Source organism: Acidimicrobiales bacterium (assembly GCA_035547835.1).
Taxonomy (GTDB): domain Bacteria; phylum Actinomycetota; class Acidimicrobiia; order Acidimicrobiales; family Iamiaceae; genus DASZTW01.
Window position 1 is genome coordinate 1 of the sequence record DASZTW010000004.1, and the last position, 24,783, is coordinate 24,783.

Below are 24,783 nucleotides of genomic sequence, written 5' to 3' on the forward strand. Positions count from 1 at the left end.
AGAGGGGTGGGAGGGCCCGGGTCGCCGAGTGGGGTTCCGGTGAGCGGGCGGAACACCGGAACCTATGGCCGTAGCGAGCGGGCGGAACGCTACGGCCCTCTCATTGTGGCGCATCCGATGGCGTTGCGGCGAGTCAAACCACAAAAACCTTCTCACGCTGCGGTTTTGTCCCGCCACACAGCGTGAGGTGGAGTGCGCAAGATCCATTTCCACTATGGCCGTAGTGCTAATACACTGTCGACCATGGCCGGGCCCGATGACCACCTCGATGTCAAGCGGATCAAGAAGGACTTCCCGATCTTCGAGCGCCAGGTCAACGGCAAGCCCCTCGTGTACCTCGATTCTGCCTCCTCGTCGCAAAAACCGCAGGCCGTGCTCGACGCCATGGACACCCTCTACGAGCACTCGTACGCCAACACGCATCGAGGCGCGTACACGATCGCGGCCGAGGCCACCGACGCGTACGAGAAGGCCCGAGGAAAGGTCGCGCGGTTGATCGGCGCACCGAGCGACCGCGGTGTCGTGTTCACCAAGAACGTGACCGAGGCGTTCAACTTGGTGGTGCAGGCTTGGGGACGGGCCAACTTGTCGGCCGGCGACCCGGTGGTGATCAGCGAGATCGAGCACCACGCCAACATCGTCCCCTGGCTGATGTTGCAGGCCGAGCGCGGCATCGAGTTGAGGTTCTTGCGCCTCGGCGACGACGGCAACCTCGACCTGTCGAACCTCGACGAGCTGCTCGACGGCGCCAAGATGTTGTCGATCACGGGAGCGTCGAACGTGCTCGGCACGATGCCTCCGCTGCGCCACCTCGCCGACGCGGCCCACGCAGCGGGCGCCCTGTTCATGGTCGACGGCGCCCAGCTCATCCCCCACACCCCGACGTCGGTGACCGACCTCGACTGCGACTTCCTCGGTTTCACGGGCCACAAGATGCTCGGGCCGAGCGGCATCGGCGCATTGTGGGGCCGTCCGGAACTGCTCGATGCGATGCCGCCGTTCCTCGGCGGTGGCGAGATGATCCGCGACGTCCGCCTCGACGGCTTCACCACCAACGACGTGCCGTGGAAGTTCGAGGCCGGCACCATGCCGATCGCCGAAGCGGTGGGCCTCGGCGCCGCCATCGACTACCTGAGCGCCCTCGGGCTCCCCGCGGTGCGGGAGCACGAGATCGCCCTCAACACGTATGCCCGACGGGTGCTCGACGAGCAGCTCGGTGACCTCATCACCATCTACGGGCCGACCGATCCCGCCGCCCGTGGCGGCACCTTGTCGTTTTCGATCACCGACGTACATCCCCACGACGTGTCCCAAGTGCTGGACCAGCACGCCGTGTGTGTCCGCGCCGGCCATCACTGCGCGAAGCCCCTGATGCGGCGCCTCGGGGTGGGGGCCACCGCCCGAGCGTCCTGGTACGTCTACAACGACGAGTCCGACATCGACCAGCTCGTGGCCGCGCTCAAGGCAGCGTCCGAGTTCTTCGCGTTCTGAGCCGGCCGGCCCTAGCCTGAACAAGTCCCGAAACCTGACGGAGCCGCACCATGACCGGGCTGGAAGACCTCTACCGAGAGATCATCCTCGACCATTACCGCAACCCCCGGAACCGGGGTGAGCTCGAGTCGCCGCCCGCGCACCGCGTCGAGGGGTTCAACCCGCTGTGCGGCGACGAGATCGTGCTGTACCTCGACATCGACGACGGTGTCGTGCGCGACTTGCGGGTCGGTGGTCAGGGGTGCTCGATCAGCCAGTCGTCCGCGTCGATGATGTCGGCCGCTGTGAAGGGAAAGACCGTCGAGGAGATCCGCGACCTCACCCGCTCGTTCAAGGCGATGATGTCGATCCACGAGACCTCGCTCGAGGGCGACGGCGACGCGCCGGCCGACGATCTCGCCGATCCCGACGCGCTCAGCGAGGAGCTCGGCGACCTCGAAGCGCTGCGAGGCGTGGTGAAGTTCCCGGTGCGGATCAAGTGCGCCACGTTGTCGTGGAACACGCTCAACCAGGGCATCGAAGAGGCGGCTCAACAAGCCTGACCCTCGTCGGGCAGCCGGGCTGGTCAGACGTCATCGGGCAGCCGGGCTGGTCAGACGAGGTCGTTGATCGCCTCGGCAAGGGCGACATCGCGCTCGGTCACCTCGCCAACGTCGTGGCTCGTGAGGTCGATCACGACCCGGTTCCACGAGTTCGACCAATCGGGATGGTGGTCAGCCTTCTCGGCGAGCAGGGCCACCTGCGCCATGAACCCGAACGCTTCACGGAAGTTGCCGAAGACGAACTCGCGGTGCAGGCGGTCGGCTCGGCGGTCCCATCCCTTTGGTGTGTGCTCCATCGCCTCCATGCAAGCCGGTCAGGCTCGTCGGCGAAAGAGCCGCCGCCACCTCGGCGAGCGGGCCCGCTCCACGTGCAGCTCGGCCAGCACCCGCGGGCCGGCCGCGTTGATGATGTCTTCCGCTTCGTCGAGCAGCGCCGCCACGTCACCGTCGCCACCCACGCTCGACGGCTCGGACGGGGTGGGAGGCGACACGAGCGAGCCGTGCTGCCAGTCGACGTCGGCCAGGCGCCGCTCGTAGCGGGAGCACTCGTCTGGGCAGCGCCAAGGCGCTTCGGGCGCGAGGTCGAGGCTGCACTGGCGCACGGTGTCGCCGTTCGCATAGCTCCGAGACTCGTAGTGTTTGCACTCCTCGCGCATCGGCATGCTCCATCTTGCCCCGGCGCCGATGCAGAACGGACTCACCCCACGGACTCACCCCAGCGACAGCGCTCCCCGTACGCTGCCGGGGTGATCTCCGAACTGTTCGACGAAGGTGCATGGCGAGCCGTCGAAGGCTTCGCCTTCACCGACCTCACGTACCACCGGGCGGTCGACCAGGGCACGGTGCGCATCGCGTTCAACCGACCCGAGGTCCGCAACGCCTTCCGGCCCAAGACCGTCGACGAGCTGTACGTGGCGCTCGACCACGCCCGCCAGAGCACCGACGTCGGGTGCGTGCTGCTCACCGGGAACGGGCCGTCGCCCAAGGACGGCGGGTGGGCGTTCTGCTCCGGCGGCGACCAGCGCATCCGCGGCAAGGACGGCTACAAGTACACCTCCGACGACGCCACGGGGCAGCCCGGGGAGACGTCCGCCGCCATCGACCCCGGCCGCGCGGGGCGGCTCCACATCCTCGAGGTGCAGCGCCTGATCCGCACCATGCCGAAAGTCGTGATCTGCGTGGTCCCGGGTTGGGCTGCAGGCGGCGGCCACAGCCTCCACGTCGTGTGCGACCTCACCCTCGCCAGCGAGGAGCACGCGCGCTTCAAGCAGACCGACACCGACGTGGCGAGCTTCGACGGCGGCTACGGGTCCGCGTACCTTGCCCGCCAAGTCGGCCAGAAGTTCGCCCGCGAGATCTTCTTCCTCGGCCGCACCTACACCGCGACCGAAGCCCATGCGATGGGAGCCGTCAACGCCGTGGTGCCCCACGCCGACCTCGAACGCACCGCGCTCGAGTGGGCCGCGGAGATCAACTCCAAGAGCCCGACCGCGCAGCGCATGGTGAAGTTCGCCCTCAACCTGGTGGACGACGGGCTCATGGGCCAGCAGGTGTTCGCCGGCGAAGCGACCCGCCTCGCCTACATGACCGACGAGGCCGCCGAAGGCCGCGACGCGTTCTTGGAGAAGCGCGACCCCGACTGGTCGTCGTTCCCCTGGCACTACTGACCGCCAGCAGCCTCGCGGCACGCGGCGAGGGTGGCGGCCGCGGCCGTGCGGGCCGCCAACGACGCGCCGCGGCTCAGCTTCACCAGGTCGGACAGCCGGCCAGGACGGGTGGCCGCGAAGCGCAGCACGTTGCGAGCGACCGGGCGGCCGTCCGTGTCGACCAGCGCCAGGATCTCGCTGTCGAGCCCGTCGGTGGCCAGGTCGCTGATCGAGCGGAACGCCGTCCACGGAACCTGGCGGTCGGCACACACGCGGGCGACAGCAGCGGTCTCCATGTCGATGCCGGTGCAGCCCGCGTCGACCAACGAGGTGAACACCTCGTGATCCTCGATCAGCTCGCCCGACGTGACGATCGTGCCGGTGCGTTCACGACCGCCCAGCGGTGATGCGTCGAACGAGTCGCCGGTGTGGTGGTCGACGACGGTGGCAGGGACGATCAGGTCGCCGACCCGGGTGGACGGCCCCAGGCCACCGGCGATCCCGCACACCACCAGGTGGTCGGGATCGAGCGCGTCGAGGACGCGCTCGGTGACCGCAGCCGATCGCTCGACGCCGATGCCGGCCAGCGTGGCGCTCACTTCGGTGGCACCGACCTGACCCTCGTGCACCGCCAGATCACCAACCTGCCGTGGGGACAGCCGCGCTTGGCGCACCAGCGGGCGCAGCTCGGATGTCATCGGAGCGAGGACCACGACATGCACGACGGCACGATGCCACAGGTGCCGGCAGCGGCGCCCGTTGTGTGGCCGTCATGTGCGGCAACTGCGGCTGCGGTGGTCACGGGTCGTGCACGGGCCGTGCGCGAGAATGGCCCGTCCACCTCCGTGTTGCCTCCGCCGTCGCGCGCTCGACGCGCCCCACCGGCCGACTGCTGTGATCTTCCCCACCGTCCGCTTCGCGATCTTCTTCAGCATCGTGCTGCCGCTGAGCTGGCTGCTCATGCGCCGGCGCGGCGCGTGGCGCGCCCTGATGCTGGTCGCGAGCTACATCTTCTACGGGTTCGCCGGGTGGTGGTACATGGCGTTGCTGGGCGCCTCCACGGTGGCCAACCAGGGCTTCGCACTGGCCATCGACCGCTCCAAGCGAGGCGGCACCAAGCGAGCGTGGTTGGTGGTCGCGGTGGCCGCCAACCTCGGCGCGCTGGCGTACTACAAGTACACCAACCTCCTGTTGTCGTCGGCCAACAACCTGGCAGCAGACCTCGGCTGGCACTGGAAGCTCCCGCTGGCGAACATCGCCCTCCCGGCGGCCATCTCGTTCTTCACCTTCCAGGCCCTCAGCTACGTGATCGACACGTTCCGAGGGAAGATCCGCCCGGTCTCCTTCGGCGACTTCGCGGTCTACCTCAGCTTCTTCCCCCACTTGCTCGCCGGCCCGATCGTCCGGGCGGCCGAGTTCCTCCCGCAGCTCAAGACCCGGCGCGATCCGCGCAAGGTGGACTCGGGCCTGGCGTTCTGGTTGATCGCGGGCGGGCTGTTCAAGAAGCTGGTGATCTCCACGTACGTGGCCAAGGCCATCGTCGACCCGGTGTTCAAGGCCCCCACGCAGCACCTCGCAATCGACACGGTGCTCGGCGTGTACGGGTTCGCCGTGCAGATCTACATGGACTTCAGTGCCTACACCGACATCGCCATCGGGCTCGCGATGCTGCTCGGGTTCCGTTTCCCCCAGAACTTCGACGTGCCGTACCGCGCCGCGTCGCTCCAGGAGTTCTGGCGCCGTTGGCACATGACGCTGTCTCGCTGGCTGCGCGACTACCTGTACATCCCGCTCGGCGGCAACCGCCGCAAGCGATCCCGTGCCTACTTCAACTTGATGGCCACGATGGTGCTCGGCGGTCTGTGGCATGGCGCCAGCTGGATGATGTTGATCTGGGGAACCATCCACGGCGTCGGTCTCGCCGTCGAGCGCTTCTTCAAAGACCTCGCGGCGCGGCGCCGGCGTCAGCGCGACGAGCGCGACCAACGCCGAGCCCGCGCGATCGCCTCCCTGACCGTCGCCGTGCCGGCCGGCGACAGCGGCGGTGGCACCGCCCGCGTGCTCACCGGCGACTCGGCCGGCGTGCTCGTCGTCGACGACCCCGACGCGACGCCGGCCAGCGCCACGGGTGGCGGGGTCGGACCCCCTGGCCCCCCGGCGGCGCCCCCGAGCGTCGAGCGAGCCCGTCGCAGGCCGCTCACGTGGATCAGCACGTTCGTGACGTTCCAGGTGGTGTGCGTCGCGTGGGTGTTCTTCCGGGTGGGCCTGCCAGGCGAGGACGGCACGCTGCGCGACGCCATCCAAGTGTTGTCGCGCCTCGGCCACTGGGGCAGCGCCATCGACTTCAACCCGGTGCTCGTGGCGGTCATCTTCGGCTCGCTCGCGCTGCAGTTCTGGCCTGCGTCGTGGACCGGCCGCGTGCGAGCCTGGTTCTCGCACCTCCACTGGGCAGCCCAGGGCGTGGGGCTGGCGCTGTGGATCCTCGGCACTGCGCTGCTGTTCCACAAGATCACGCCGAGCGGCGTCGCGCCGTTCATCTATTTCAAGTTCTGAACCCCACCGACCCTGACCCGAGCATGGACCTGACCGAACCCGACGAACACGGCGAGGACATCTTCCATCCCGAGCCGGTCCCCCGGCGCCGGACCTCGGCCGCGCGCGCCATGGCGGTGATCGCGATCGCGCTGGTGGTCGCGGCGCTGCTCGATGCCGACGGGCTGCGTCAGACCGCCGACCGTCAGCCACCCGGCCGCACTCGCGACATGGCCGTGTGGGTCACCAAGCACGTGGTGCAACCCGTGAGCCACGCGTTCGGGTTCAACCAGCCACGCCATTGGATCAACGACGCGCTCGGCGTCAGGGACAACACCCACATCACCAACACCCGCAACGTGCGGCTGGCGCCGCGCACCACACGCCCACCGGTGCCGACGACGACGACCACGATCCCCCGGCGCCGGCCGTCACCCACCGACCCGCTGCGGGTGCTGGTGACCGGTGACTCGCTGTCAGAGAACCTGTTCCCGCCGCTGGTGCAAGCGCTCGACGGCAAGCCGGCGACCGTGCAGCAGGACTCCGAGATCGGCACCGGGCTGGCCCGACCCGACGTGGTCGACTGGCCCACCAAGCTGGCTCACGACATGGCCGAAGGCCGTTACGACGTCGTGGTCGTCATGTTCGGCGGCAACGACACCCAGGACCTGCGCACCGCCACCGGGTGGGTCCACCTCGGCAACTCCCACGCGCCCAACAAGGAGTGGATCGACGAGTACGAGCGCCGCATCGCGCTCACGCTCGACACCCTGATCCACGGCAACCCAGAAGTCACGGTGGTGTGGGTGGGGCTGCCGGCCATGAGCGGCGGCCCGGCCACCTTGGCGCCGATGGTGCCGTTGCTGAACTCCCTGATCGTCCGCGAAGTGCAGGCCCGGCCCGCCAATGCCGTCTACGCGCCCGCGGGCACGATCCTCGACACGCCTCAGGGCGGGTTCCAGCGCTATGTGACCAACGCCGACGGGTCGACCACCGAGCTGCGTGCGGGCGACGGGGTCCACTTCTCGATCGCGGGCGGCAAACGGATCGTCGAACGACTCGTCACACCGATCATCGAACGGCAGTACCACCTTGGCACCACGCCGCCACCACCTCCAGGGCCGTCGAGGCGGTCAGGACCGACGCCTGGGCAAGGGTCGGCGGTGCCGCCGGGCCCTGGCGATCACTGACCGTCAGCTGGCCGCGCCCCCGACGCCAGCGGTGGGGCTGAGGCCCCGCATCCACGTGTCGTACAGCGACGCGTACCGGCCGCCGTGGGCGACCAGTTCGTCGTGGCTGCCCAGTTCCACCAAGCGGCCCTGGTCGACCACGCCGATCCGATCGGAGCGCGATGCGGTGGTCATGCGGTGGCAGATCACCACGACAGTGCGACCTTCGGTGAGGCGCTCCATGGCGTCGTCGACCAGCGCCTCGGTGCCGGGGTCGAGGCTCGACGTGGCCTCGTCGAGCACCAGCAGCGGCGGGTTGGCCAGCGCCGCGCGGGCGAGCGAGACGAGCTGCTTCTCGCCGGCCGACAACCGCGATCCCCGCTCGTGGACCTCGGTGGCCAAGCCCTCCTCCAGCGACGCGAACCGCTCGTACACCCCGATGGCGCGCAGCGCCTGCACGATCTCCTCGTCGGACGCGTCGGGCTTGGCGATCCGCACGTTGTCGAGGATCGAGCCGCTGAAGAGGAAGCCTTCCTGCGGCACCACCACGATGTGGTCCCGCAGCGACGCGGCCGACGCCTGACGCAAGTCGACGCCGCCGAAGCGCACGTCACCCTCGGTCGGGTCGTAGTAACGGGCGATCAGCTTGGCGAGCGTGGACTTGCCGGCGCCGGTGGGCCCCACCAGCGCGAGCTGCTCTCCCTGAGCGATCATGAGGTCGACGTCCTGCAGGACCGGATCGCCGCCCGCGTAACCGAACGACACGCCACGCACTTCGACGTCGCCCGCCACGGGCAGGTCGACGGGATGCTCGGCTTCGGGCACGTCGATCGGCGTGTCGAGCAGGTCGAACAGCTTGGTGAGACCCGAGCCCGCGGACTGCACCTGGTTGAAGTACTGGCTGAGCTGCTGGAACGGGTCGAACAAGTTCGACAGCGACAGCACGAAGAAGGTGACGGTGCCGATGGTGACGGTGCCGTTCACCGTGAGCCACCCGCCGATGCCGATCACCAGCGCGGTGGTGAGCAGACCCGCGAGCTCGATGACCGGCAAGTACCAGCACGAGATCCACACGGTGTGCATGTACGCGTCGTACAGCCCCCGGTTGCGGCGGCTGAACCGCTTGACCGTGGTGTCCTCCTGGGTGAAGGCCTGGATGACCCGCACGCCGCTGATGCCTTCTTGCAACGACGTGAGGGTGACACCGATCCAGTCGCGCACCCGCAGGTACGACTTGCTCGAGTCGCGCTGGAACTTGATCGACGCCAGCACCACGACCGGCAGCGGGATCATGCAGATCAGGAACAGCTGCCACGACACCACGGCCAACAGCACGACGGCGATCACCATCAGCATCCCGTTGGTGAGCATGAGGACCAGACCCTGCTGCACGAGGTCTTCCATCTGGTCGATGTCGGACGTCATCCGTGACACGACGACGCCGGCCTTCTCGCGGTCGTAAAAGGGCATCGACAAGTGCTGGAGGTGGTCGAACACCCGCTCACGCAAGTCGCGCAGGAAGCCCTCGCCCACGCGGCTGATCATCAGGATCTGCGCCCGCTCGGTCACCCACGAGATGATCGCCACCACGACATACGTTGCGACGGCGATGTTGAGCACCCGACCGTTGTCGTGGCTGATGCCGCGGTCGATCGCGATCTTCAACAGGAGCGGGCCGGCGAGGACGGTGAGCGTGTAGACGGCCACCACCCCCATGACCGCGAAACCGGCCCGGCGATACGGGCGGGCGAGCTTCACGATGCGACCCAGCATCTTCGCGGCGTCGCCACGGCTGAGGCGGTCGGCAGCGTCGTGCTCGGACACTGGGGCGTCGGCGACCTCCGGTACGAGCGACCAGCGTCGCCGGGAGCCGCGCGTCGAGGAGCGCTCACGCTCGAAGGGGGGAGGGCTCACGAGGCCACTTCCTCGGACTCGGGTTGGTACGCGGCCGCCGCGGCCAGCACCTCCCGGTAGCGCTCCGACGTGGTGAGCAGTTCCGCGTGGGTGCCCTGCGCGGCGACGCGACCTGCGTCGAGCAGGACCACCCGGTCGGCCAGCGCGATGGTGGCAGGGCGGTGCGCGATCACGATCGTGGTGCGGTTGACCATCACCTCGCCGAGCGCGTCGCGGATCTCGCGCTCCTTCGACGGATCGACCGCGGACGTGGCGTCGTCGAGGATCAGCACACGAGGGTCGGCCAGGATCGCCCGGGCGATCGCGATGCGCTGGCGCTGACCGCCCGACAGCGAGAAGCCGCGCTCACCGATCTCGGTGTCGTAACCCTCGGGCATCGCGGTGATGAAGTCGTGCGCGCCCGCCAACTTGGCCGCCTCGACAATGCGCTCCATCGGCGCGTTGGGGTAGGCGAACGCGATGTTTGCTGCGATCGAGTCGCTGAACAGGAACGTGTCCTCGAACACGATGCCCACCGCCCGCCGCACCTCGTGCACGGCCGCGTCGCGGACGTCGACACCGTCGAGCAACACCCGGCCCTCGTCGACGTCGTAGAAGCGGGGCAACAGCTTGGCGACCGTGGACTTGCCACTGCCGGTCGCGCCCACCAGCGCGACCGACTCGCCTGGCTCGATCCGCAGGTCGAGGTCGTGCAGCACGGGGTCGCCGTGCCCGAAGCCGAACGTGACGTGGTCGAACTCGATCGCGCCGACTGGTCGCCCGGCGACCGCCGCCGGCAACCCTTTGGGGCGCGCCGGATCGGTGACGCGCACGTCGGCCGACAGCACCTCGTCGACCCGCTCGGCGGAGGCAGCCGCCCGCTGTGCCTGGGCGATGATGCTGCCGAGCATGCGCAGCGGCCAGATCAGCAGCGTGACGTAGAAGTTGAAGGCCACCAGCGCGCCGATGGTGAGGTGGTGGTCCAGCACCCGGTGCCCGCCATACGCCAGCACCAGGATCAGGCCGATGCTCGGCAACAAGTCGAGCAACGGCAGGTAGCGGGCACGGATGCGGGCGGTGTCCATCGACGCGTCGTACAAGTCGCCTGCCTCGACCCCGAGCCGCTCCTGCATGAGCTCCTCGGCGCCGAACCCCTTGACCACCCGCACGCCCGACACGGTCTCCTCGACGACAGCGGCCAGCTCGGCGGACTCTTGCTGGACGGCCATCACGGCCGGATGCAGGCGGGTCGAGAAGCGTTTCGCCAGCACGTTCAGCAACGGCAGCGAGCCGACCGCCAGCAACGTGAGGATGACGTCCATGCGCAGCATCAGCACCACCGCTGCGATGACGGTGGCGAGGTTCGCGCACGTCAGCGGGATCATGACCACGAAGTTCACGATCTGTTGGAGGTCGGTGTTCGAGCGGCTCATCAGCTGACCGGTCTGCTGGCCGTCGTGGTACGCGAAGTGGAGCTGCTGCAGGTGGCCGAACATGCGCTGGCGGAGCTCGGCTTCGCTCCAACGGGCTTCGCGGAAGGCGAAGTAACGACGAAGGCCGGTGAACGTGCCCGAAAACAGCCCGGCGATGGCGATGATGATCGCCCACTTCCAGATGGCGTGCGTGTCCGACTTGCCGATGCCGTGGTCGATCGCCGATTCGACGAGCTTCGGCACCGAGACCTTGGCGGCCGTCCAGATCAGACCCGCAGCGATGCCGAGCGCCAGCCCACCTCGTTGACGGCGGCACTGGTCACGGAGGAGCCGCCACCCTCTGTTGCGCTGTGCCACCGGAGCCCCCTGGACTTGACCCGCGGGTCAATCTAGCCGGGCACGCCTGTGGCTCTCGCAATCGATTTCGCGTGACACCTGCCGCAGAAAGCACCCAACGACACTGGCATGAACTGTGGGAATCATGTCATTGACGCCACCGACGTCGGGGCGGAAGATCGACGCATGACCACGCGACACATTGCGATCGTGGCCTTTCCCGGGGTTCAGGCGCTCGACGTCGCGGGCCCCCACGAGGTCTTCGCCACCGCGGATCGCGTGCTGCGACATCTCGAGTGTCGTGACCGCTACGACGTGTCGGTGGTGTCGCACCGCGGCGGGCCGATCGCCTCCGAGAGTGGCCTGGAGATCGGGACCCGCCCGGCAGGCGACGTGCATCGCTCGACCCACACGCTCATCGTTCCCGGAGGATCCGGTGTCCGAGACGCCGCGGCCGATCCGGGGACGGTGACGTGGCTGGCCGGGCTGCGGAGCCGCCGACTCGCCACCGTGTGCAGCGGGCCGTTCCTGGCAGCCGCCGCCGGTCTCTTGCGCGACCGGAAGGTCACCACCCACTGGGCCCGGGCGGCCGAGTTGGCACAAGCCCACCCCGATCTCACGGTCGACCCCGAACCGGTGTACCTGCGCGACGGCGACGTGTGGTCGTCGGCAGGGGTCACGGCCGGCATCGACCTCTCGCTGGCACTCGTGCGCGAGGACGTGGGCATCGACGTGGCGCAGACCGTCGCGCAGTGGCTGGTCATGTTCCTCCACCGCCCGGCGAACCAGTCGCAGTTCGCCGCGCCGGTGTGGATCCGCCGGGGCGCCGACGACGGCGTGCGCCGCGCGCAGGACCTCGTCGACGCCGATCCCGGCGGCGATCACCGGATCGAAGTGCTGGCTGATCGGGTCGACATGAGCCCGCGCAACTTCCAGCGCCGCTTCACCGAACAAGTCGGCATGACGCCCGGCAAGTACGTCGCCGAGGTCCGCCTCGAAGCCGCTCGCCGCGCGCTCGAGGAGTCCGACGCGCCGATCGCCACCATCGCCGCCGCCACCGGACACGGCTCCGCCGAGACGTTGCGCCGCACGTTCGTCGAACGGCTCGGAGCCTCGCCGCGCGAGTACCGCCGCCGCTTCACCCACCACCCCGATGCCGCTGCACCTCCAACAGCCGCCGCACACCAAAGGAAGGTCGACCAGTGACCGAACCATCCGCACCCGTCCACATCGCCATCGCGTTGTTCCCTCGCCTCACCGTGCTCGACGCCGTCGGGCCCTATGAGGTCCTGCAACGCCTGCCGGAGTTCGACGTCACCTTCGTGGGCCACGAGACCGGCCCGGTCCGGGCCGACAACGGCTTCCTCGGACTCGAGGTCGACGCAACGTTCGCCGACCTGCCGGACCCCGACGTCCTGGTCGTCCCCGGCGGGGTCGGCGCCCGGGAGCTGACCGGCGACGACGTGATCCTCGACTGGATCCGCCGCGCCCACCGCACCAGTCGGTTCACGACCTCGGTGTGCACCGGCTCCATGCTGCTGGCCGCTGCCGGCCTGCTCGACGGGCTCACCGCCACCACGCACTGGGCGTACATGGACCAGCTCGCCGACCTAGGGGCCAAGCCGACGCCGGACCGCGTAGTCGAGCACCTCGATGACCGGCTCATCACGGCGGCCGGCGTGTCGAGCGGCATCGACATGGCGTTGCGGCTGGTGGAGGTCATGGTCGACCGCACCGCCGCCGAGGCCGTCCAGCTCCTGATCGAATACGACCCCGAGCCGCCGGTCGACAGTGGCTCACCGGCCAAAGCCCCGGCGCACGCCATGGCCCGCGCGATCGAGTACGCCGGCCTGCGCAGCTGACCCCGCCGCCCTTCCCCGAGCCCGCCACCCCGACCCGACCCCGGGAAGCACGCCGCTCTGGGTCGGGCTGGGTTGTGCGCGTGGGTCAGTCGATGCGGCGGAGCTCGGCGCGGTAGCGGATGGCCCGGGCGACGTAGCTCTCCATCGCAAGACGGATCATGAACTCGGGCTGCACCGAGTCCGGCCGGAGCTTCGCCGGGACCCCGAGCGCCATGGCCCCCGACGGCACGACCATGTTGTTGGGCACCAGCGCCTGCGCCCCCACGAGCGCGCCCGTCTCCACCACCGCGTTGTGCAGCACCACCGATCCCGAACCCACCAGCGCGCCATCGTGGATGATGCAGCCCTCGAGGTGCGCGAGGTGGCCGACCACGCATTCGTCGCCCACGCGGGTGGGGCTCATGGGCGTGGTGTGGACGACCGTGCCGTCCTGGATCGAGGTGCGGGCGCCGATCGTGATGGTCGCGTCGTCGCCGCGCAGCACCGCACCCGGCCAGATCGACGACTCCGCGCCGATCGTCACCGACCCGATCACCACTGCTTCGGCGGCGACATGAGCGGACGGGTGAATGTCGGGGACCTGGTCACCCAATGCGTAGACGGCCATGCACCGGCACCCTACGGGGCCGACCGCGACCCGGGCGAAGCGCGCGCAGGCGACGACGCCGGACCGCGCCTCCGGCAGGCAACAGCTGGAGCCGGAGCCGAGCGCGGCGCGCAGGTGTCTAACCTCGGCGCCGTGGTCGCTGCGCACCCTGCTCCGGACGGCACCGGCCCCACCGAGCCGCCAACACCCAAGCGCGTGCGGCACGTGCGATCGCTCCACGGCGACGACGTGCCCGACGACTGGTACTGGCTCGCCGACGAGTCCGACCCCGACCGGCGCCCGCACCTCGAAGCCGAGAACGCCTGGGCGGAGGCGGCCACGGCACGGCTGGCGGGCCTGCGCGAGCGCCTCTTCGAGGAGATCAAGAGCCGGGTGCAGGAGACCGACGCGACCGCGGCCTGGAAGAACGGCCCATGGTGGTACTACGACCGCACGACCGAGGGGCTCGGCCAACCCGTGCACTGCCGGCGACCCGACGACGGGTCCGGCCGCGCGCCCGCCGGCGAGCCCGGGGGGCCCACCGAGCAAGTGCTGCTCGACGAGAACCAACTGGCGGCAGGAACCGGGTTCGCCCGCCTCGGCAACCTGTCGGTGAGTCCCGACGGGAACCTGCTCGCGTGGTCCGTCGACCACCGCGGCGACGAGGCTCACACGTTGCACGTGCGCGACCTGCGAACCGGCGAGGATCTCGCGGAAGCGATTCCCGCCACCTCGTACGGCCTTGGCTGGGCGGCCAACGGCGAGTCGCTCTTCTACACCACGCTCGACCACGCGCAGCGACCCTGGCAGGTGTGGCACCACCGGCTCGGCACGGACCGCGCTTCCGATCGCCTGGTGTTCGAGGAGCCCGACGAGCGCTTCTTCGTCGGCGTCGGCAACAGCCGCGACGACCGCCACGTCGTGATCGACACGGGCAGCGTCACCAGCTCGGAGATCTGGCTCCTCGACGCCACCGACCCCGACGGGGCAACGCGCGTGGTGGCGCCCAGATCCGACGACGTCGAATACCACGTGGAGCCGCACGGCACCCGGCTGTTCATCGTCTCGAACCACGAAGGTCCCGACTTCGCGCTCTACGAGACCACGATCGACGAAGCGGCCGACCGCGCCGCGTGGACCACCTTGATCCCCCACCGGCCCGGGGTGCGCATCGACGGTGTCGACGCCTTGCGCGACCACTTGGTCGTGTCGTTGCGCGAGGGCGGGCACACCGGGCTGCTGGTCCACGAACTGGCCACCGGCGCCCAGCGGGCGATCCCGATCGACGAGCCGGTGGCGACACTCGGCCCTCACGTCAACGCCGAGTTCGACACGGCGGTCTTCCGATATCACTACGAGTCGCTGGTGACGCCGGCAACCATCTACGAAGACGACCTGACGACCGGCGAGCGCACGCTGCGCCGGCGCGTGCCGGTGCCGGGCGGCTACGACCCCGACCGATACGAGTCGAACGGGCTGTGGGCGACGGCTGGCGACGGCACGAAGGTCCCGATCTCGCTCGTGCACCGCAAGGGTCTCGCGCTCGACGGCAGCCACCCGTGCCTCCTGTACGGCTACGGCGCGTACGAGGCGAGCACCGACCCGTGGTTCTCCCCGGCACGGGTGTCGCTGCTCGAGCGTGGGTTCGTATGGGGCATCGCCCATGTGCGGGGCGGTGGTGAGATGGGCCGCCAGTGGTACGAGCACGGCAAGCTGCTCGAGAAGCCCAACTCGTTCAGCGATTTCGTCGCGTGCGCCCGCCACTTGATCGACGCCGGTTACACCTCACCGGCCCGGCTCGCGGCCAGGGGCGGGTCGGCAGGCGGGCTGTTGATGGGCGCAGTGGCGAACGCCGCCCCGGACTTGTTCCGGGCGGTCGTCGCCGAGGTTCCGTTCGTCGACGCCCTCAACACCATCTGCGACCCGACGCTGCCGCTGACCGTGACCGAGTGGGAGGAGTGGGGCAACCCGCTCGAGAGCGCCGAGGTGTACCGGGTCATGCGCAGCTACTCGCCGTACGAGAACGTGCATCCCGTGCCGTACCCGGCGGTGCTCGCCACCGCCGGTCTGCACGACACGCGCGTCGGGGTGCACGAGCCCGCGAAGTGGGTGGCGCGCCTCCGCGACGTCAGCACCGGCGACGCGCCGATCGTGCTGAGGATCGAGATGGGCGCCGGGCACGGCGGGCCGACCGGGCGGTACGACGCCTGGGAGCGCGAAGCGTTCGCCCTGGCGTTCGTGATCGATCGACTCGGCGCGCCGCTCGATCCCGCCGTCAGCCCAACCAGCTGAGGATCAGCGCGCGCAGCCGGTCGATGCCGGTGCCCTTGGTGGCGCTCACCCACACCACGTCGGCCCGCGCCACGCCGCATCGCTCGGCGAGCTCGGCCTTGCGGGTTTCGCGCTTCGACGCTTTGACCTTGTCGTGCTTGCTGGCGACGACGGTGAACGTGAGATCGTGCGCCCGCAGCCAATCGAGCATCTGGACGTCGAGCTTGGTGGGCCCGATCTCGCCGTCGACCAAGACGAGGGTGCGGACCAGCGACTGCCGCCCGAGCAGGTACCCCTCGACCATGGGCTGCCAGCCGGCACGCACGTGCGCGGGCACTTTGGCGAACCCGTACCCGGGGCAGTCGACAGCGCTGGTGTCGTCGCCGAGCGCGAACAAGTTGAGCAGTTGCGTGCGGCCCGGGGTCTTGGACACGTGCGCGAGGGCCTTGCGGTTGGCGAGCGCGTTCAGCAGCGACGACTTGCCGACGTTGGAGCGGCCCATGAACGCCACTTCCGCGCGCGACGGAGGAAGGTCGCGGTGGTCGCGCGCCGACATCACGAACTGGAACTGCAGTGGTGGGCTCACCGATCGTCAGCCGTTGTCCTGGCGATACAACGTGAGCGCCGCGTCGACCTTGCGCTGCGCCACGGCCAGCGCATGCGCGGGTGACTGATTCTGCAACATCACCGCCTCCCAGGCTGTCTGGAGGGCGTCGACGAAATCGCCGTACGGACCGATCAGCGGTCCGGGGTTGTCAGGGTTGACGGACGACAGCTCGTCGAACGCGGGCTTCAGCAAGCGCCCACCGAGCTGATCGGACCAGAACCGCGTGACTTGCGGCGAGTTCGCAGCTCCCGAGAAGACCGGCAGGTACGAAGTGGTCAGGTGGTACTGCACCATCTGCGGCTTCGACATCATGAACTTCAAGAACTCCCACGACGCCGCTTGCTGCGCCTTGGAAGAGCCGTGGTCGACGATGTACATGGCCGCGCCCGACGCCTGCACCTGCCCCGGCTCCTTGACGCCCGGGAACGGACCAGACGCAGGCAACAGGCTCGTGGTGTCCGTGGGGGACGGCACGGCGTTCGCGTCGCCTTTGAGGAAGGCCGAAATGGTGGTGGACGCCGCCGAGGTCTCGATCAGCATCGACGACTTCTGCGTCGCGAGCGCCAAGTACTGGTCGATGTTGCCGGGTGCCTTGGGCACCACGACGAGCAGGTCCTCGCGCTGCATCTTCTTGAACAGCTCGAGGATCTGCACGGCCTGGGGAGTGTTGAACGTGGCGCGGGTGGCTTCGCCGTCGCGCCCGTCGTGGTGGTTCACCACGTCGACGCCCACCCCGCTCAGCCAGGTCCACAAGAACCACGGGTCGAGCTTGAGCGACATCGGATGCGGGATCCCGGCGGCCTCGAGCTTGCGGGCATCGTCGTACAGCTCTTGCAGCGTGCCGGGCGGCTTGTCGGGATCGAGGCCGGCCCGTGCGAAGTGCGCGCGGTTGTAGTACAGGACCAGCTCCGAGGCCGATGCGAACCCCGGCCAGTAGACGCCCCGGACGGTGTAGTAGCTCCGCACGGCCGGTTGGATCGCCGACATGTCGAAGTGGTCGGCCTTCATGCAGGACTCGGCCGGCAGCACGGTGCTGGAATCGGCCATCGTCTGGAGCTTGGTGTCCTCGACCTGGATGATCGACGGCAGCTGCTTCGACGACGCCGCGCGGGCGTACTTGTCGAACACCTCGTCGTAGTCCTTGCCTTCTTGGCTGGCGGTGACGTGGATGCGGTACCGCTGGCGGCCCGACTTCTGGGCCTGATCCTGCTGGGCGTTGAACGCCTTGACCGAGTCGTCGAGCCCGGCCTTGGGTTGTGCGGTCCAGCCGTGCCAGATCGACACGTGGATGGTCCCGGTCGCGTCTCGCAATGCCCCGAGCGGGCAGGCCGGGAGGTTCGACGCACTGACGTGGCGGCTGGCGGAGTTGCCTCCGTAGCCTCCACAGGCCGCCGCGAGCATGGCCGCGACGGCCAGGCCCGCCACTCCGGCCGCGATGCGACGCCGCGTCACCAGCTCATCCCTTCACCGCCCCGGCCGTGAGACCACGGATGATCTGGCGACTGAAGACGATCAGCACGACCACGATCGGGAGCGCGGCGAGGATCGCCCCGGCGAACGCCACGTTGTAGTGCGCCGGATCGGAGCCGTTGAGCGACGCGAGGCCGATCTGCACGGTGTCCCATCGCGTGCCGGTGGTGGCGGCCTGCGGCCACAGGTACTGGTTCCACGCCGACAAGAACGCGATCACCGTGAAGCTGGCGATGACCGGCCGCGACAGCGGGATCGCCACGCGGGTGAGGAACCGGAGATGGCCGTGACCATCGAGCCGCGCGGCGTCGCGCAGATCGTTCGGAACCCCGAGGAAGCCTTGGCGGATCAAGAACGTGCCGAGCGCGGTGGCCAGGAACGGCAGGACCAGCCCTTGGTACGTGTTGAGCCACCCGAGCCGCCGCATGGTCTCGACGTTGGCGATCAGCGTGACTTCGATCGGCAGCATCAAGGTGGCCATGAACAGTGCGAACGCCAGCCGCTTGAACCGGAACTGCAAGAACGCGAACGCGTACGCCGCCAGGCACGACGTCACCACTTGACCTGCCGTGATCCCGATCGTGACCAGCGCCGACACCAACAAGTTGTGCGACAAGTTGCCGGCGCCCCATGCCCGGGAGAAGACGTTCCATTCGATGTGCACCGGATACGGCGGCGTGCCGGCGCGCAAGTAGGCGTCGGGGTTCGACAGCGCCCGCACGACGATCATGTAGACGGGGAACAGCACCACGACCGACAGCGCGACGAGGGCCACGTACCACCCCGCGTTGCGCAGCACGCGGGGTGCACCGCCACGACCCACGTCGATCGCGACCGCCGTGCCGCCACCCAGCCGCGGCGCCGCGGGCTCGACGCGATCGGTGTCAGTCGTTGCCATAGTGCACCCGCCTCGACAACAGCGCGAACTGCAGCGCGGAGATGATCGCGGTCACCACGAACAGCCCGAGCGACATGACCGCCCCGGTACCCGCCTTGGCGGGCGTCTGGCTGTGGAAGATCTTCCACACCAGCGTCTCGGTGGAATGGACCGGACCGCCAGCGGTCAGCACTTCGATCTGCGCATACGACTGCATCCCGAACACCACGAGCACCACCACGAGGAACAGCAGGATCGGCGACAGCAACGGCAAGGTGACCTTGAAGAAGCGGCGCACCGATCCGTATCCGTCGAGCGTGGCCGCCTCGAGCAGCTCTTCGGGAATGGCCTGCAAGCCAGCCAGCACGATCACGAAGCACAAGCCGAGGTTCTGCCAGATCGACGACAGCGACACGCCGAACAACGCCCAACCCGGCCGGCTCAACAAGTTGAGTTGGTTGAACATGCCGACCACGGGGTTGATCAACACGAAGAAGATCACCGCCGCGACGGCCACCGACGTCGCGATGGTGGACGCGAAGATGGTCTGGAAGATCCGGATCCCGCGCAACCGCCGGTTCGCCACCACCGCCAGCACGGTGCCGAGCACCAACCCGGCCGGCACCGTGTACAGCACGTACAGCAGCGAGTGCACGAGTCCGTCGCGGAACTCCGAGCCGGTCAGCACGTCCCAGTACTGGCTCCACCCGACGTAGTGCTGGCGGGTGCCGAAGTCGTTCGACCGGTACAAGCCGATGTTCACCAGCCGCCACAACGGCAAGAAGCAGAACGCCGCGAAGATCACCAACGACGGCAACAGGCACAGCGCCGCGACCGAGCCGTCGCGCCGCCACCACTTGGATCGGCCCGCGCCGGTGCCCTGGTCGAGCGGGGCGGCAGTCGCGGCGGCCATCAGCCGATCCGTTGCCCGGTGTCGGCGTCGAACACGTGCACCTGGTCAGGGCGCACCGCCAGCGGTGCGGTCTCGCCGACGACGGGTTGGGCCTGGCCGGTCCGCTGGCGGATTGTGACTCGCTGATCACCCACGTCGGCCACCACCAGCGACTCGTGGCCGAGCCACTCGATGTTGACGACCCGTCCCGTCAGCGATGGCCCGGTGTCGGTCCGACCGAGCGCCAAGTGCTCCGGCCGCAGCCCCACCACCACCTGTTGGCCCTCGACGAGCGCGCCACGGGCCCCGACCGGGACGGCCAGGCGGTCGGCGCCGACCGCCAACACCGGTCGCCCATCGGCCACGACCACCGTGGCGTCGAACGTGTTCATCGGAGGTGCCCCGATGAAACGGGCGACGAACAAGTTGGCCGGGCGGTCGTAGATGTCCTTCGGGGTCCCGACTTGTTGGAGGTGGCCGTCGGACATCACGGCGATGCGGGTGGCCATGGTCATGGCCTCGATCTGGTCGTGCGTGACGTACAGGACCGTGGCGGGGAAACGCCGGTGCAGCTCCACCAGTTCGGTGCGGGTCTGGGTGCGGAGCTTGGCGTCGAGGTTCGACAGCGGTTCGTCCATCAAGAACACCCTCGGCCGGGTCACGATGGCCCGCGCCAACGCAACCCGCTGGCGCTGCCCACCCGACAGGGCACCGGGCTTGCGACCCAGATACGGCTCCAAGCCGAGCGCCCGGGCGGCTTCCGCGATGCGCTGCGTGCGCTCGGTGTGGGTCAGCTTGCGGGGCTCGGCTTCGCCTTCGACGCGCTGGGGTCGGACCATCAGCGGCGATTCGATGTTCTTGGCGACCGTCAGGTGCGGGTAGAGCGCGTAGCTCTGGAACACCATCGCCACGTCGCGATCGCGGGGCTCGACATCGTTGACCACGCGGTCGCCGATCGAGATCTTCCCTTCGGTGACCGACTCGAGGCCGGCCACCATCCGCAATGCGGTGGTCTTGCCGCAACCGGAGGGACCGAGCAGCACCATGAACTCACCGTCGTCGACCACGAGGTCGAGCCGGTCGACGGCGGTCGTGCCGCCGAATCGTTTCGTGACCTGGTCGAACGCCACGCCCACCATGTGTCTCCGATCCCTACGGTTGGCTCTACGGGTCGGTCCAGGCCGGCCCGGCGCCGGCCGGTGCGGTCTGGGTCGCATCAGGTCCGCTCATGTCATGCCGGCGTAGCCACCGCGGAAGAAGACCAGCGGACGTCCCTCACGCTCTACCTGGAGCCCGGCGACCCGGCCGAGCACGATGGCGTGATCGCCGGCCGACAGCTCCCCTTCGATCTTGCAGTCGATCCACGCCAGCACGTCGGTCAGCACCGGACAACCCAGCGGCGACGGCCGCCAACCGACCCCCTGGTACTTGTCGGCTCCCGACGACGCGAAGGCGCGCGACAGCGCTTCTTGACCCTCCGCGAGCACGTTGGCGCAGAACCGACCCGTCTCGCGGATGCGCGGCCAGCTCCTCGACGTCGCGGCCACACAAAAACCCACCAGCGGCGGCTCGAGTGAGACAGAGAAGAACGAGCCGACGGCCAAGCCGAGCGGGGTGGAGCCCACCTCGCTGGTGATGACCGCGACGCCTGTCGGAAAGTGCCCGAGCACCTGGCGGAAGTGAGCCTCGTCGACCGTCTCGCGGTCGGGCTCGCTGATGTCGGTCACGGTGCGCTGACCGGTCCGCCGTGCATCCGGCGGAGCGTAGTGGTTGGGAGGCGAGCCAATCGGCGGGCCGACCCATCAACACGTGGCGTTGGTCGCGCCCGGCGCAGCCTGGCGGATCGATCCGTGACGCACGATCGGGGCGACCGATCGGCGCGCGCCCTCAGGCGATGGTCACCGGTGCGGCCAGCACCACGCTCATGCCCTCGCCCGCGGCCAGCACCTCGAGCTCATGGCCCGACGGCACCAGCCCCCGCGCGTACCCGAGGAGTTCGTCGACGCGATCGTCGTCGTGCGCTGGGTCGTGGTGGAACAAGGCCAGGCGTTTGGCGCCGGCTTCGACCGCCACGTTCACCGCGTAGTCGACCGTGCAGTGACCCCACTCGGTCTTCTCGGCGAACTCACCGCTGTCGTATTGGGCATCGTGGATCAACAGGTCGGCACCGCCGCACAGCTCGAGCACCGAGCCGGCGATGCGGGATGACCCGTCGCACGGCTGCTGGTGGTCACTGACGTACGCGACGGAATAGCCGTCGAGCTCGACCCGGTAGCCGTTGGTGGCGCCGACGTGCGGCACCGAGCGGACCCGCACTTTCGCCCGCCCGATCGCGAGGTCGGTGTCGGACGCGTCGTGGAACCGGATCGTGCCGAACAGGTCGGTGCTGCGCACCGGGAAGTAGGGCGGGCGCATGAAATCGTCGAACGCGGCGGCCACCGAACAACCGGGCTCAGGGGGTGGTGCATACACGTCGAGCTCGGCACCGGCACGGTTGATCGGGGTGAAGAACGGCAGGCCTTGCACGTGGTCCCAGTGCAGGTGCGTCACGAGTGCGGTGCCGCGAAACGACCCGTCGTGCGGCAGGTCCTCACCCCAGAACCGCAGGCCCGTGCCCAAGTCGAACACGATCGGGTCCATGTCGTGCGCGGTCAGGGCGACACACGCGGTGTTGCCGCCGTACCGAGCATTGGTTGGTGACGGGCAGGGAGTGGATCCCCTGACTCCGTAAAAGGTGATGGTGACCAGCGCGAGTCCCCCTGTCTGGCCCCTCCTGCAGTTGTTCACCGGCACGTTACCTTTCGCTGCAAGCCGGTGAGTCCGGAGTGACGTCAGGCACGTCGAAAGGCCTCCGGCGCGGATGCGGCGACCGCCTGCCGCGGGTTACGTTCCGGCCATGACCGATCGGACACCGAACCAGGCCAGCGTCGAGATCAACGGCTACCGGGCCGCGTACCTCGAGATGGGCGACGGTCCGCTGGCGTTGTGCCTGCACGGCTTCCCGGACTCGGCGCACACCTGGCGCCACCTGCTGCCGCAGCTCGCGGACGCCGGGTTCCACGCCGTGGCACCGTGGCTCCGCGGTTACGCCCCATCAGCGGTGCCGAGCGATGGTCGCTATCAGAGCGGCGCGCTCGCGCTGGACGCCAACGCGCTCCACGACGCGCTCGGCGGTGGCGAGCCGGGGGTGATCGTCGGCCACGACTGGGGTGCGATCGGCACGTACGCCGCGATCGGGAACCAACCCGACCGCTGGCGACGGGCCGTCACCGCCGCGGTGCCACCGATGCCGATCGCAGGTGGCGGGATCATGCAGTACGCCCAGCTGCGCCGGTCCTGGTACATGTTCTTCTTCCAGCACCCGCTCGCCGATGTCGTGGTCGCCGGGGACGACTTGCGGTTCGTCGACCACCTCTGGGAGGACTGGTCCCCCGGCTACGACGCGGGCCACGACCTCCCGCTGGTCAAGGACGCGCTGCGCGACAGCGCCAACCTCGGCGCGGCGATCGGTTACTACCGGGCCATGCTCGGCGACGGCGCCCGCGATCCCGAGCTCGATGCGATCGAGGCATCGGCAATGGCGCCCCCGCCGATCCCCACGCTGTACCTCCACGGCGCCGACGACGGCTGCATGGGCGTCGAGTTGGCGGAGCAGGCGGCGGCGTTCCTCGAACCGTCGGGCTCGCAGATGCAGATCGTGGCCGACGCCGGCCACTTCCTCCATCTGGAGCAGCCCGACGTCGTGAACGCGGCGGTCGTCGCCCACCTCACCTCGTCGTGATCCGGCAGCCGGCGCCGACACGAAGGAGCTGACGGGGGCGAGAGGCGCAGGCGGAGCCGGCACGGAGCGTCCAGCACGAGCAGTGAGGCGGGCCAAGTCAGGCGGCACCGAGGGATCGGAAGGCCGGCGAGCGGTGCACCTCGGTGAGACAACCCACGATCTTGTCGACCCGGGCACGGAGGATCGGCCGCCACGTCCACTCGGGAAAGCGGTCGAGGCTCGACCGCAGGCGCATGGCGCGCTCGGCCTCCACGCCGACGCTCCGCAACGCGAAGTAGACGAGGTGGCGGTCAGGCCCGACGTAGCGGTCGCCGATGTCGCCCATCAGCCGGGTCAGCCGCCGCATGCCTTGCTCGTGCAGGCCGGTGAGGGTCCGCAAGTCCAGTCGCGGGTCGTGGTACCCGGTCAATTCGTCGGCCAGCAGTCGGATCGCGTCGTCGTTCACGCCCCATGAGAGGCCCGCGACACCCGATCATGACGCTGCTGTGAGCAGAAAGCCACGCCCACGGTTGTCAAGTGCTCACAGCAGGGTGGGTTCGGGCGGCGATGAGACGGAGGGGAGCTCGAGCCAGACCGCGGTGGCGGACCCGACCTCGACCGCGAGGCCGTCGTCGAGCAGCGTGCGCGCCACCCGGGTGGCCCGGTCCGGGTCGCCGGGCCAACCCATGACCTCGGCGAGCACCTCGGGCTCGGCGCGCACCGGCCCCGCGCGCAACGCGTCGACGAGGCGACCCCGCCCCTGGCGGTCGGATCCGTCGAAGCGCGACTGGGGGCGCGACGACCCGGCCGTGCCCACCGCCGGGTCCGGGTCGGGACGACCAGCTACCGCCCATGCACACGTCGATGCCACCGGGCACTCGCCACACGACGGCGAGCGAATGGTGCACACCGTTGCCCCCAGGTCGAGGACGGCCTGGTTCCACGCCCAGCCCTGGCCCGGCGGCACCGCCTGGTCGGCCTGCGCTTGCGCCTCGGCCTTGCGGAGCGGCCGGCCGGCCCAGCGGGCCAGCACCCGCGCCGCGTTGGTGTCGACAACCCCGACGTCGGCTGCGAACGCGAACGCGGCGACCGCCCGTGCCGTGTACGGACCGATGCCGGGTAGGGCCATCAGCTCGCCGATCGAACGCGGCAGCGCACCACCGTGTTCGGCGACGACCACGCCGGCGCAGCGGTGGAGGTTGAGCGCCCGGCGGTTGTAGCCCAAACCGGCCCACAGCTGCACCACGTCGCCGGCGGCCGCGGCCGCGCAGGACCCGACCGTGGGAAAGCGTGCGAGAAAGGCGTGGTACTTGGGGATCACCCGCACCACCTGGGTCTGCTGGAGCATGAGCTCGGACACCAGCACCGACCAGGGATCCCGGCTGCGACGCCACGGCAGGTCGCGCCTCGTTCGGT

General features: G+C 69.3%; 24 protein-coding genes. 9 read left to right on the forward strand and 15 right to left on the reverse strand.

Going from position 1 to position 24,783, the window contains the following annotated elements:
- Window positions 1-243: 243 nt before the first annotated feature.
- Together VHA73_02155 and VHA73_02160 are read left to right on the forward strand one after the other, a co-directional pair.
- The gene (locus tag VHA73_02155; GenBank protein HVX16808.1) at window positions 244-1,491 is read left to right on the forward strand and encodes a SufS family cysteine desulfurase; all 1,248 of its coding nucleotides are present in this window, start codon (window positions 244-246) and stop codon (window positions 1,489-1,491) included.
- Between the two features lie 50 nt (window positions 1,492-1,541).
- Window positions 1,542-2,033, forward strand: a complete 492-nt coding sequence (locus VHA73_02160) for an SUF system NifU family Fe-S cluster assembly protein (protein ID HVX16809.1) — start codon at window positions 1,542-1,544, stop codon at window positions 2,031-2,033.
- Window positions 2,034-2,083: 50 nt separating this feature from the next.
- Here the strand turns inward: VHA73_02160 and VHA73_02165 are convergent, their stop codons facing one another.
- Together VHA73_02165 and VHA73_02170 are read right to left on the reverse strand one after the other, a co-directional pair.
- Window positions 2,084-2,329: a 4a-hydroxytetrahydrobiopterin dehydratase gene (locus VHA73_02165; protein HVX16810.1), complete on the reverse strand. Its 246-nt coding sequence runs from the start codon at window positions 2,327-2,329 to the stop codon at window positions 2,084-2,086.
- 18 nt (window positions 2,330-2,347) lie between these two features.
- The gene (locus VHA73_02170; GenBank protein HVX16811.1) at window positions 2,348-2,695 is read right to left on the reverse strand and encodes a hypothetical protein; all 348 of its coding nucleotides are present in this window, start codon (window positions 2,693-2,695) and stop codon (window positions 2,348-2,350) included.
- A gap of 84 nt (window positions 2,696-2,779) precedes the next feature.
- On the opposite strand from VHA73_02170, the gene VHA73_02175 reads away from it, so the two are divergent.
- On the forward strand, window positions 2,780-3,700 hold the full coding sequence (locus VHA73_02175) for a 1,4-dihydroxy-2-naphthoyl-CoA synthase (GenBank protein HVX16812.1): 921 nt from the start codon (window positions 2,780-2,782) through the stop codon (window positions 3,698-3,700).
- On the opposite strand, the gene VHA73_02180 is transcribed toward VHA73_02175, so the two are convergent.
- A complete protein-coding gene (locus VHA73_02180; GenBank protein ID HVX16813.1) occupies window positions 3,694-4,401 on the reverse strand; it encodes a hypothetical protein in 708 nt (235 codons plus the stop codon). The two genes, VHA73_02175 and VHA73_02180, sit on opposite strands and share 7 nt — an antisense overlap.
- 106 nt (window positions 4,402-4,507) lie before the next feature.
- Here VHA73_02180 and VHA73_02185 point away from each other — a divergent pair, with 106 nt between their 5' ends.
- Window positions 4,508-6,232, forward strand: a complete 1,725-nt coding sequence (locus tag VHA73_02185; protein HVX16814.1) for an MBOAT family O-acyltransferase — start codon at window positions 4,508-4,510, stop codon at window positions 6,230-6,232.
- 23 nt (window positions 6,233-6,255) lie between these two features.
- Window positions 6,256-7,401, forward strand: a complete 1,146-nt coding sequence (locus VHA73_02190) for a DUF459 domain-containing protein (GenBank protein ID HVX16815.1) — start codon at window positions 6,256-6,258, stop codon at window positions 7,399-7,401.
- Between the two features lie 3 nt (window positions 7,402-7,404).
- Here the strand turns inward: VHA73_02190 and VHA73_02195 are convergent, their stop codons facing one another.
- On the reverse strand, window positions 7,405-9,294 hold the full coding sequence (locus tag VHA73_02195; protein ID HVX16816.1) for an ABC transporter ATP-binding protein: 1,890 nt from the start codon (window positions 9,292-9,294) through the stop codon (window positions 7,405-7,407).
- Window positions 9,291-11,063 (reverse strand): ABC transporter ATP-binding protein, encoded by a 1,773-nt coding sequence (locus VHA73_02200; protein ID HVX16817.1) that lies wholly within the window; start codon window positions 11,061-11,063, stop codon window positions 9,291-9,293. Before VHA73_02200 ends, VHA73_02195 begins: the two co-directional genes overlap by 4 nt.
- Before the next feature lie 165 nt (window positions 11,064-11,228).
- Here VHA73_02200 and VHA73_02205 point away from each other — a divergent pair, with 165 nt between their 5' ends.
- Window positions 11,229-12,248 carry a helix-turn-helix domain-containing protein gene (locus VHA73_02205; protein ID HVX16818.1) on the forward strand — a complete coding sequence of 340 codons (1,020 nt, stop codon included), beginning with the start codon at window positions 11,229-11,231 and terminating at the stop codon, window positions 12,246-12,248.
- Window positions 12,245-12,904 carry a DJ-1/PfpI family protein gene (locus VHA73_02210; GenBank protein HVX16819.1) on the forward strand — a complete coding sequence of 220 codons (660 nt, stop codon included), beginning with the start codon at window positions 12,245-12,247 and terminating at the stop codon, window positions 12,902-12,904. Before VHA73_02205 ends, VHA73_02210 begins: the two co-directional genes overlap by 4 nt.
- 85 nt (window positions 12,905-12,989) lie before the next feature.
- Here the strand turns inward: VHA73_02210 and VHA73_02215 are convergent, their stop codons facing one another.
- Window positions 12,990-13,511, reverse strand: a complete 522-nt coding sequence (locus VHA73_02215; protein ID HVX16820.1) for a gamma carbonic anhydrase family protein — start codon at window positions 13,509-13,511, stop codon at window positions 12,990-12,992.
- 132 nt (window positions 13,512-13,643) lie between these two features.
- On the opposite strand from VHA73_02215, the gene VHA73_02220 reads away from it, so the two are divergent.
- Window positions 13,644-15,782 (forward strand): S9 family peptidase, encoded by a 2,139-nt coding sequence (locus VHA73_02220; protein HVX16821.1) that lies wholly within the window; start codon window positions 13,644-13,646, stop codon window positions 15,780-15,782.
- Here VHA73_02220 and yihA read toward each other — a convergent pair.
- The 7 genes from yihA to VHA73_02255 all read right to left on the reverse strand — a co-directional run bounded on the left by yihA (window position 15,766) and on the right by VHA73_02255 (window position 22,247).
- Window positions 15,766-16,347, reverse strand: coding sequence for a ribosome biogenesis GTP-binding protein YihA/YsxC (yihA, locus tag VHA73_02225; protein HVX16822.1), 582 nt, complete (start codon window positions 16,345-16,347; stop codon window positions 15,766-15,768). The genes VHA73_02220 and yihA overlap by 17 nt on opposite strands.
- 6 nt (window positions 16,348-16,353) lie before the next feature.
- Window positions 16,354-17,820 carry an extracellular solute-binding protein gene (locus VHA73_02230; protein HVX16823.1) on the reverse strand — a complete coding sequence of 489 codons (1,467 nt, stop codon included), beginning with the start codon at window positions 17,818-17,820 and terminating at the stop codon, window positions 16,354-16,356.
- 4 nt (window positions 17,821-17,824) lie between these two features.
- Window positions 17,825-18,736, reverse strand: a complete 912-nt coding sequence (locus VHA73_02235) for a carbohydrate ABC transporter permease (GenBank protein ID HVX16824.1) — start codon at window positions 18,734-18,736, stop codon at window positions 17,825-17,827.
- Window positions 18,723-19,628, reverse strand: coding sequence for a sugar ABC transporter permease (locus VHA73_02240; protein HVX16825.1), 906 nt, complete (start codon window positions 19,626-19,628; stop codon window positions 18,723-18,725). The genes VHA73_02235 and VHA73_02240 overlap by 14 nt, the downstream gene beginning before the upstream one ends.
- A complete protein-coding gene (locus tag VHA73_02245) occupies window positions 19,628-20,746 on the reverse strand; it encodes an ATP-binding cassette domain-containing protein (protein HVX16826.1) in 1,119 nt (372 codons plus the stop codon). The genes VHA73_02240 and VHA73_02245 overlap by 1 nt, the downstream gene beginning before the upstream one ends.
- A gap of 87 nt (window positions 20,747-20,833) precedes the next feature.
- Entirely contained in the window at window positions 20,834-21,334 is a 501-nt protein-coding gene (locus VHA73_02250; GenBank protein HVX16827.1) for a flavin reductase family protein, read from the reverse strand.
- 160 nt (window positions 21,335-21,494) lie between these two features.
- Window positions 21,495-22,247, reverse strand: coding sequence for an MBL fold metallo-hydrolase (locus tag VHA73_02255; GenBank protein HVX16828.1), 753 nt, complete (start codon window positions 22,245-22,247; stop codon window positions 21,495-21,497).
- A 256-nt stretch (window positions 22,248-22,503) separates the two neighbouring features.
- On the opposite strand from VHA73_02255, the gene VHA73_02260 reads away from it, so the two are divergent.
- On the forward strand, window positions 22,504-23,388 hold the full coding sequence (locus tag VHA73_02260; protein ID HVX16829.1) for an alpha/beta hydrolase: 885 nt from the start codon (window positions 22,504-22,506) through the stop codon (window positions 23,386-23,388).
- Window positions 23,389-23,485: 97 nt separating this feature from the next.
- Here the strand turns inward: VHA73_02260 and VHA73_02265 are convergent, their stop codons facing one another.
- Window positions 23,486-23,833 carry a hypothetical protein gene (locus VHA73_02265; protein ID HVX16830.1) on the reverse strand — a complete coding sequence of 116 codons (348 nt, stop codon included), beginning with the start codon at window positions 23,831-23,833 and terminating at the stop codon, window positions 23,486-23,488.
- 75 nt (window positions 23,834-23,908) lie between these two features.
- Window positions 23,909-24,727, reverse strand: coding sequence for an A/G-specific adenine glycosylase (locus VHA73_02270; GenBank protein ID HVX16831.1), 819 nt, complete (start codon window positions 24,725-24,727; stop codon window positions 23,909-23,911).
- Window positions 24,728-24,783: the final 56 nt, after the last annotated feature.

What these genes read in the sequence shown, in the direction of transcription:
- VHA73_02165 (HVX16810.1), bottom strand. Translation starts at nt 2,329, where the DNA reads ATGGAGCACACACCAAAGGGATGGGACCGCCGAGCCGACCGCCTGCAC.
- VHA73_02255 (HVX16828.1), bottom strand. Translation starts at nt 22,247, where the DNA reads ATGGACCCGATCGTGTTCGACTTGGGCACGGGCCTGCGGTTCTGGGGT.
- VHA73_02245 (HVX16826.1), bottom strand. Translation starts at nt 20,746, where the DNA reads ATGGTGGGCGTGGCGTTCGACCAGGTCACGAAACGATTCGGCGGCACG.
- VHA73_02190 (HVX16815.1), top strand. Translation starts at nt 6,256, where the DNA reads ATGGACCTGACCGAACCCGACGAACACGGCGAGGACATCTTCCATCCC.
- VHA73_02215 (HVX16820.1), bottom strand. Translation starts at nt 13,511, where the DNA reads ATGGCCGTCTACGCATTGGGTGACCAGGTCCCCGACATTCACCCGTCC.
- VHA73_02235 (HVX16824.1), bottom strand. Translation starts at nt 18,736, where the DNA reads ATGGCAACGACTGACACCGATCGCGTCGAGCCCGCGGCGCCGCGGCTG.
- VHA73_02240 (HVX16825.1), bottom strand. Translation starts at nt 19,628, where the DNA reads ATGGCCGCCGCGACTGCCGCCCCGCTCGACCAGGGCACCGGCGCGGGC.
- VHA73_02170 (HVX16811.1), bottom strand. Translation starts at nt 2,695, where the DNA reads ATGCCGATGCGCGAGGAGTGCAAACACTACGAGTCTCGGAGCTATGCG.
- VHA73_02155 (HVX16808.1), top strand. Translation starts at nt 244, where the DNA reads ATGGCCGGGCCCGATGACCACCTCGATGTCAAGCGGATCAAGAAGGAC.
- VHA73_02205 (HVX16818.1), top strand. Translation starts at nt 11,229, where the DNA reads ATGACCACGCGACACATTGCGATCGTGGCCTTTCCCGGGGTTCAGGCG.
- VHA73_02260 (HVX16829.1), top strand. Translation starts at nt 22,504, where the DNA reads ATGACCGATCGGACACCGAACCAGGCCAGCGTCGAGATCAACGGCTAC.
- VHA73_02185 (HVX16814.1), top strand. Translation starts at nt 4,508, where the DNA reads ATGGCCCGTCCACCTCCGTGTTGCCTCCGCCGTCGCGCGCTCGACGCG.
- VHA73_02160 (HVX16809.1), top strand. Translation starts at nt 1,542, where the DNA reads ATGACCGGGCTGGAAGACCTCTACCGAGAGATCATCCTCGACCATTAC.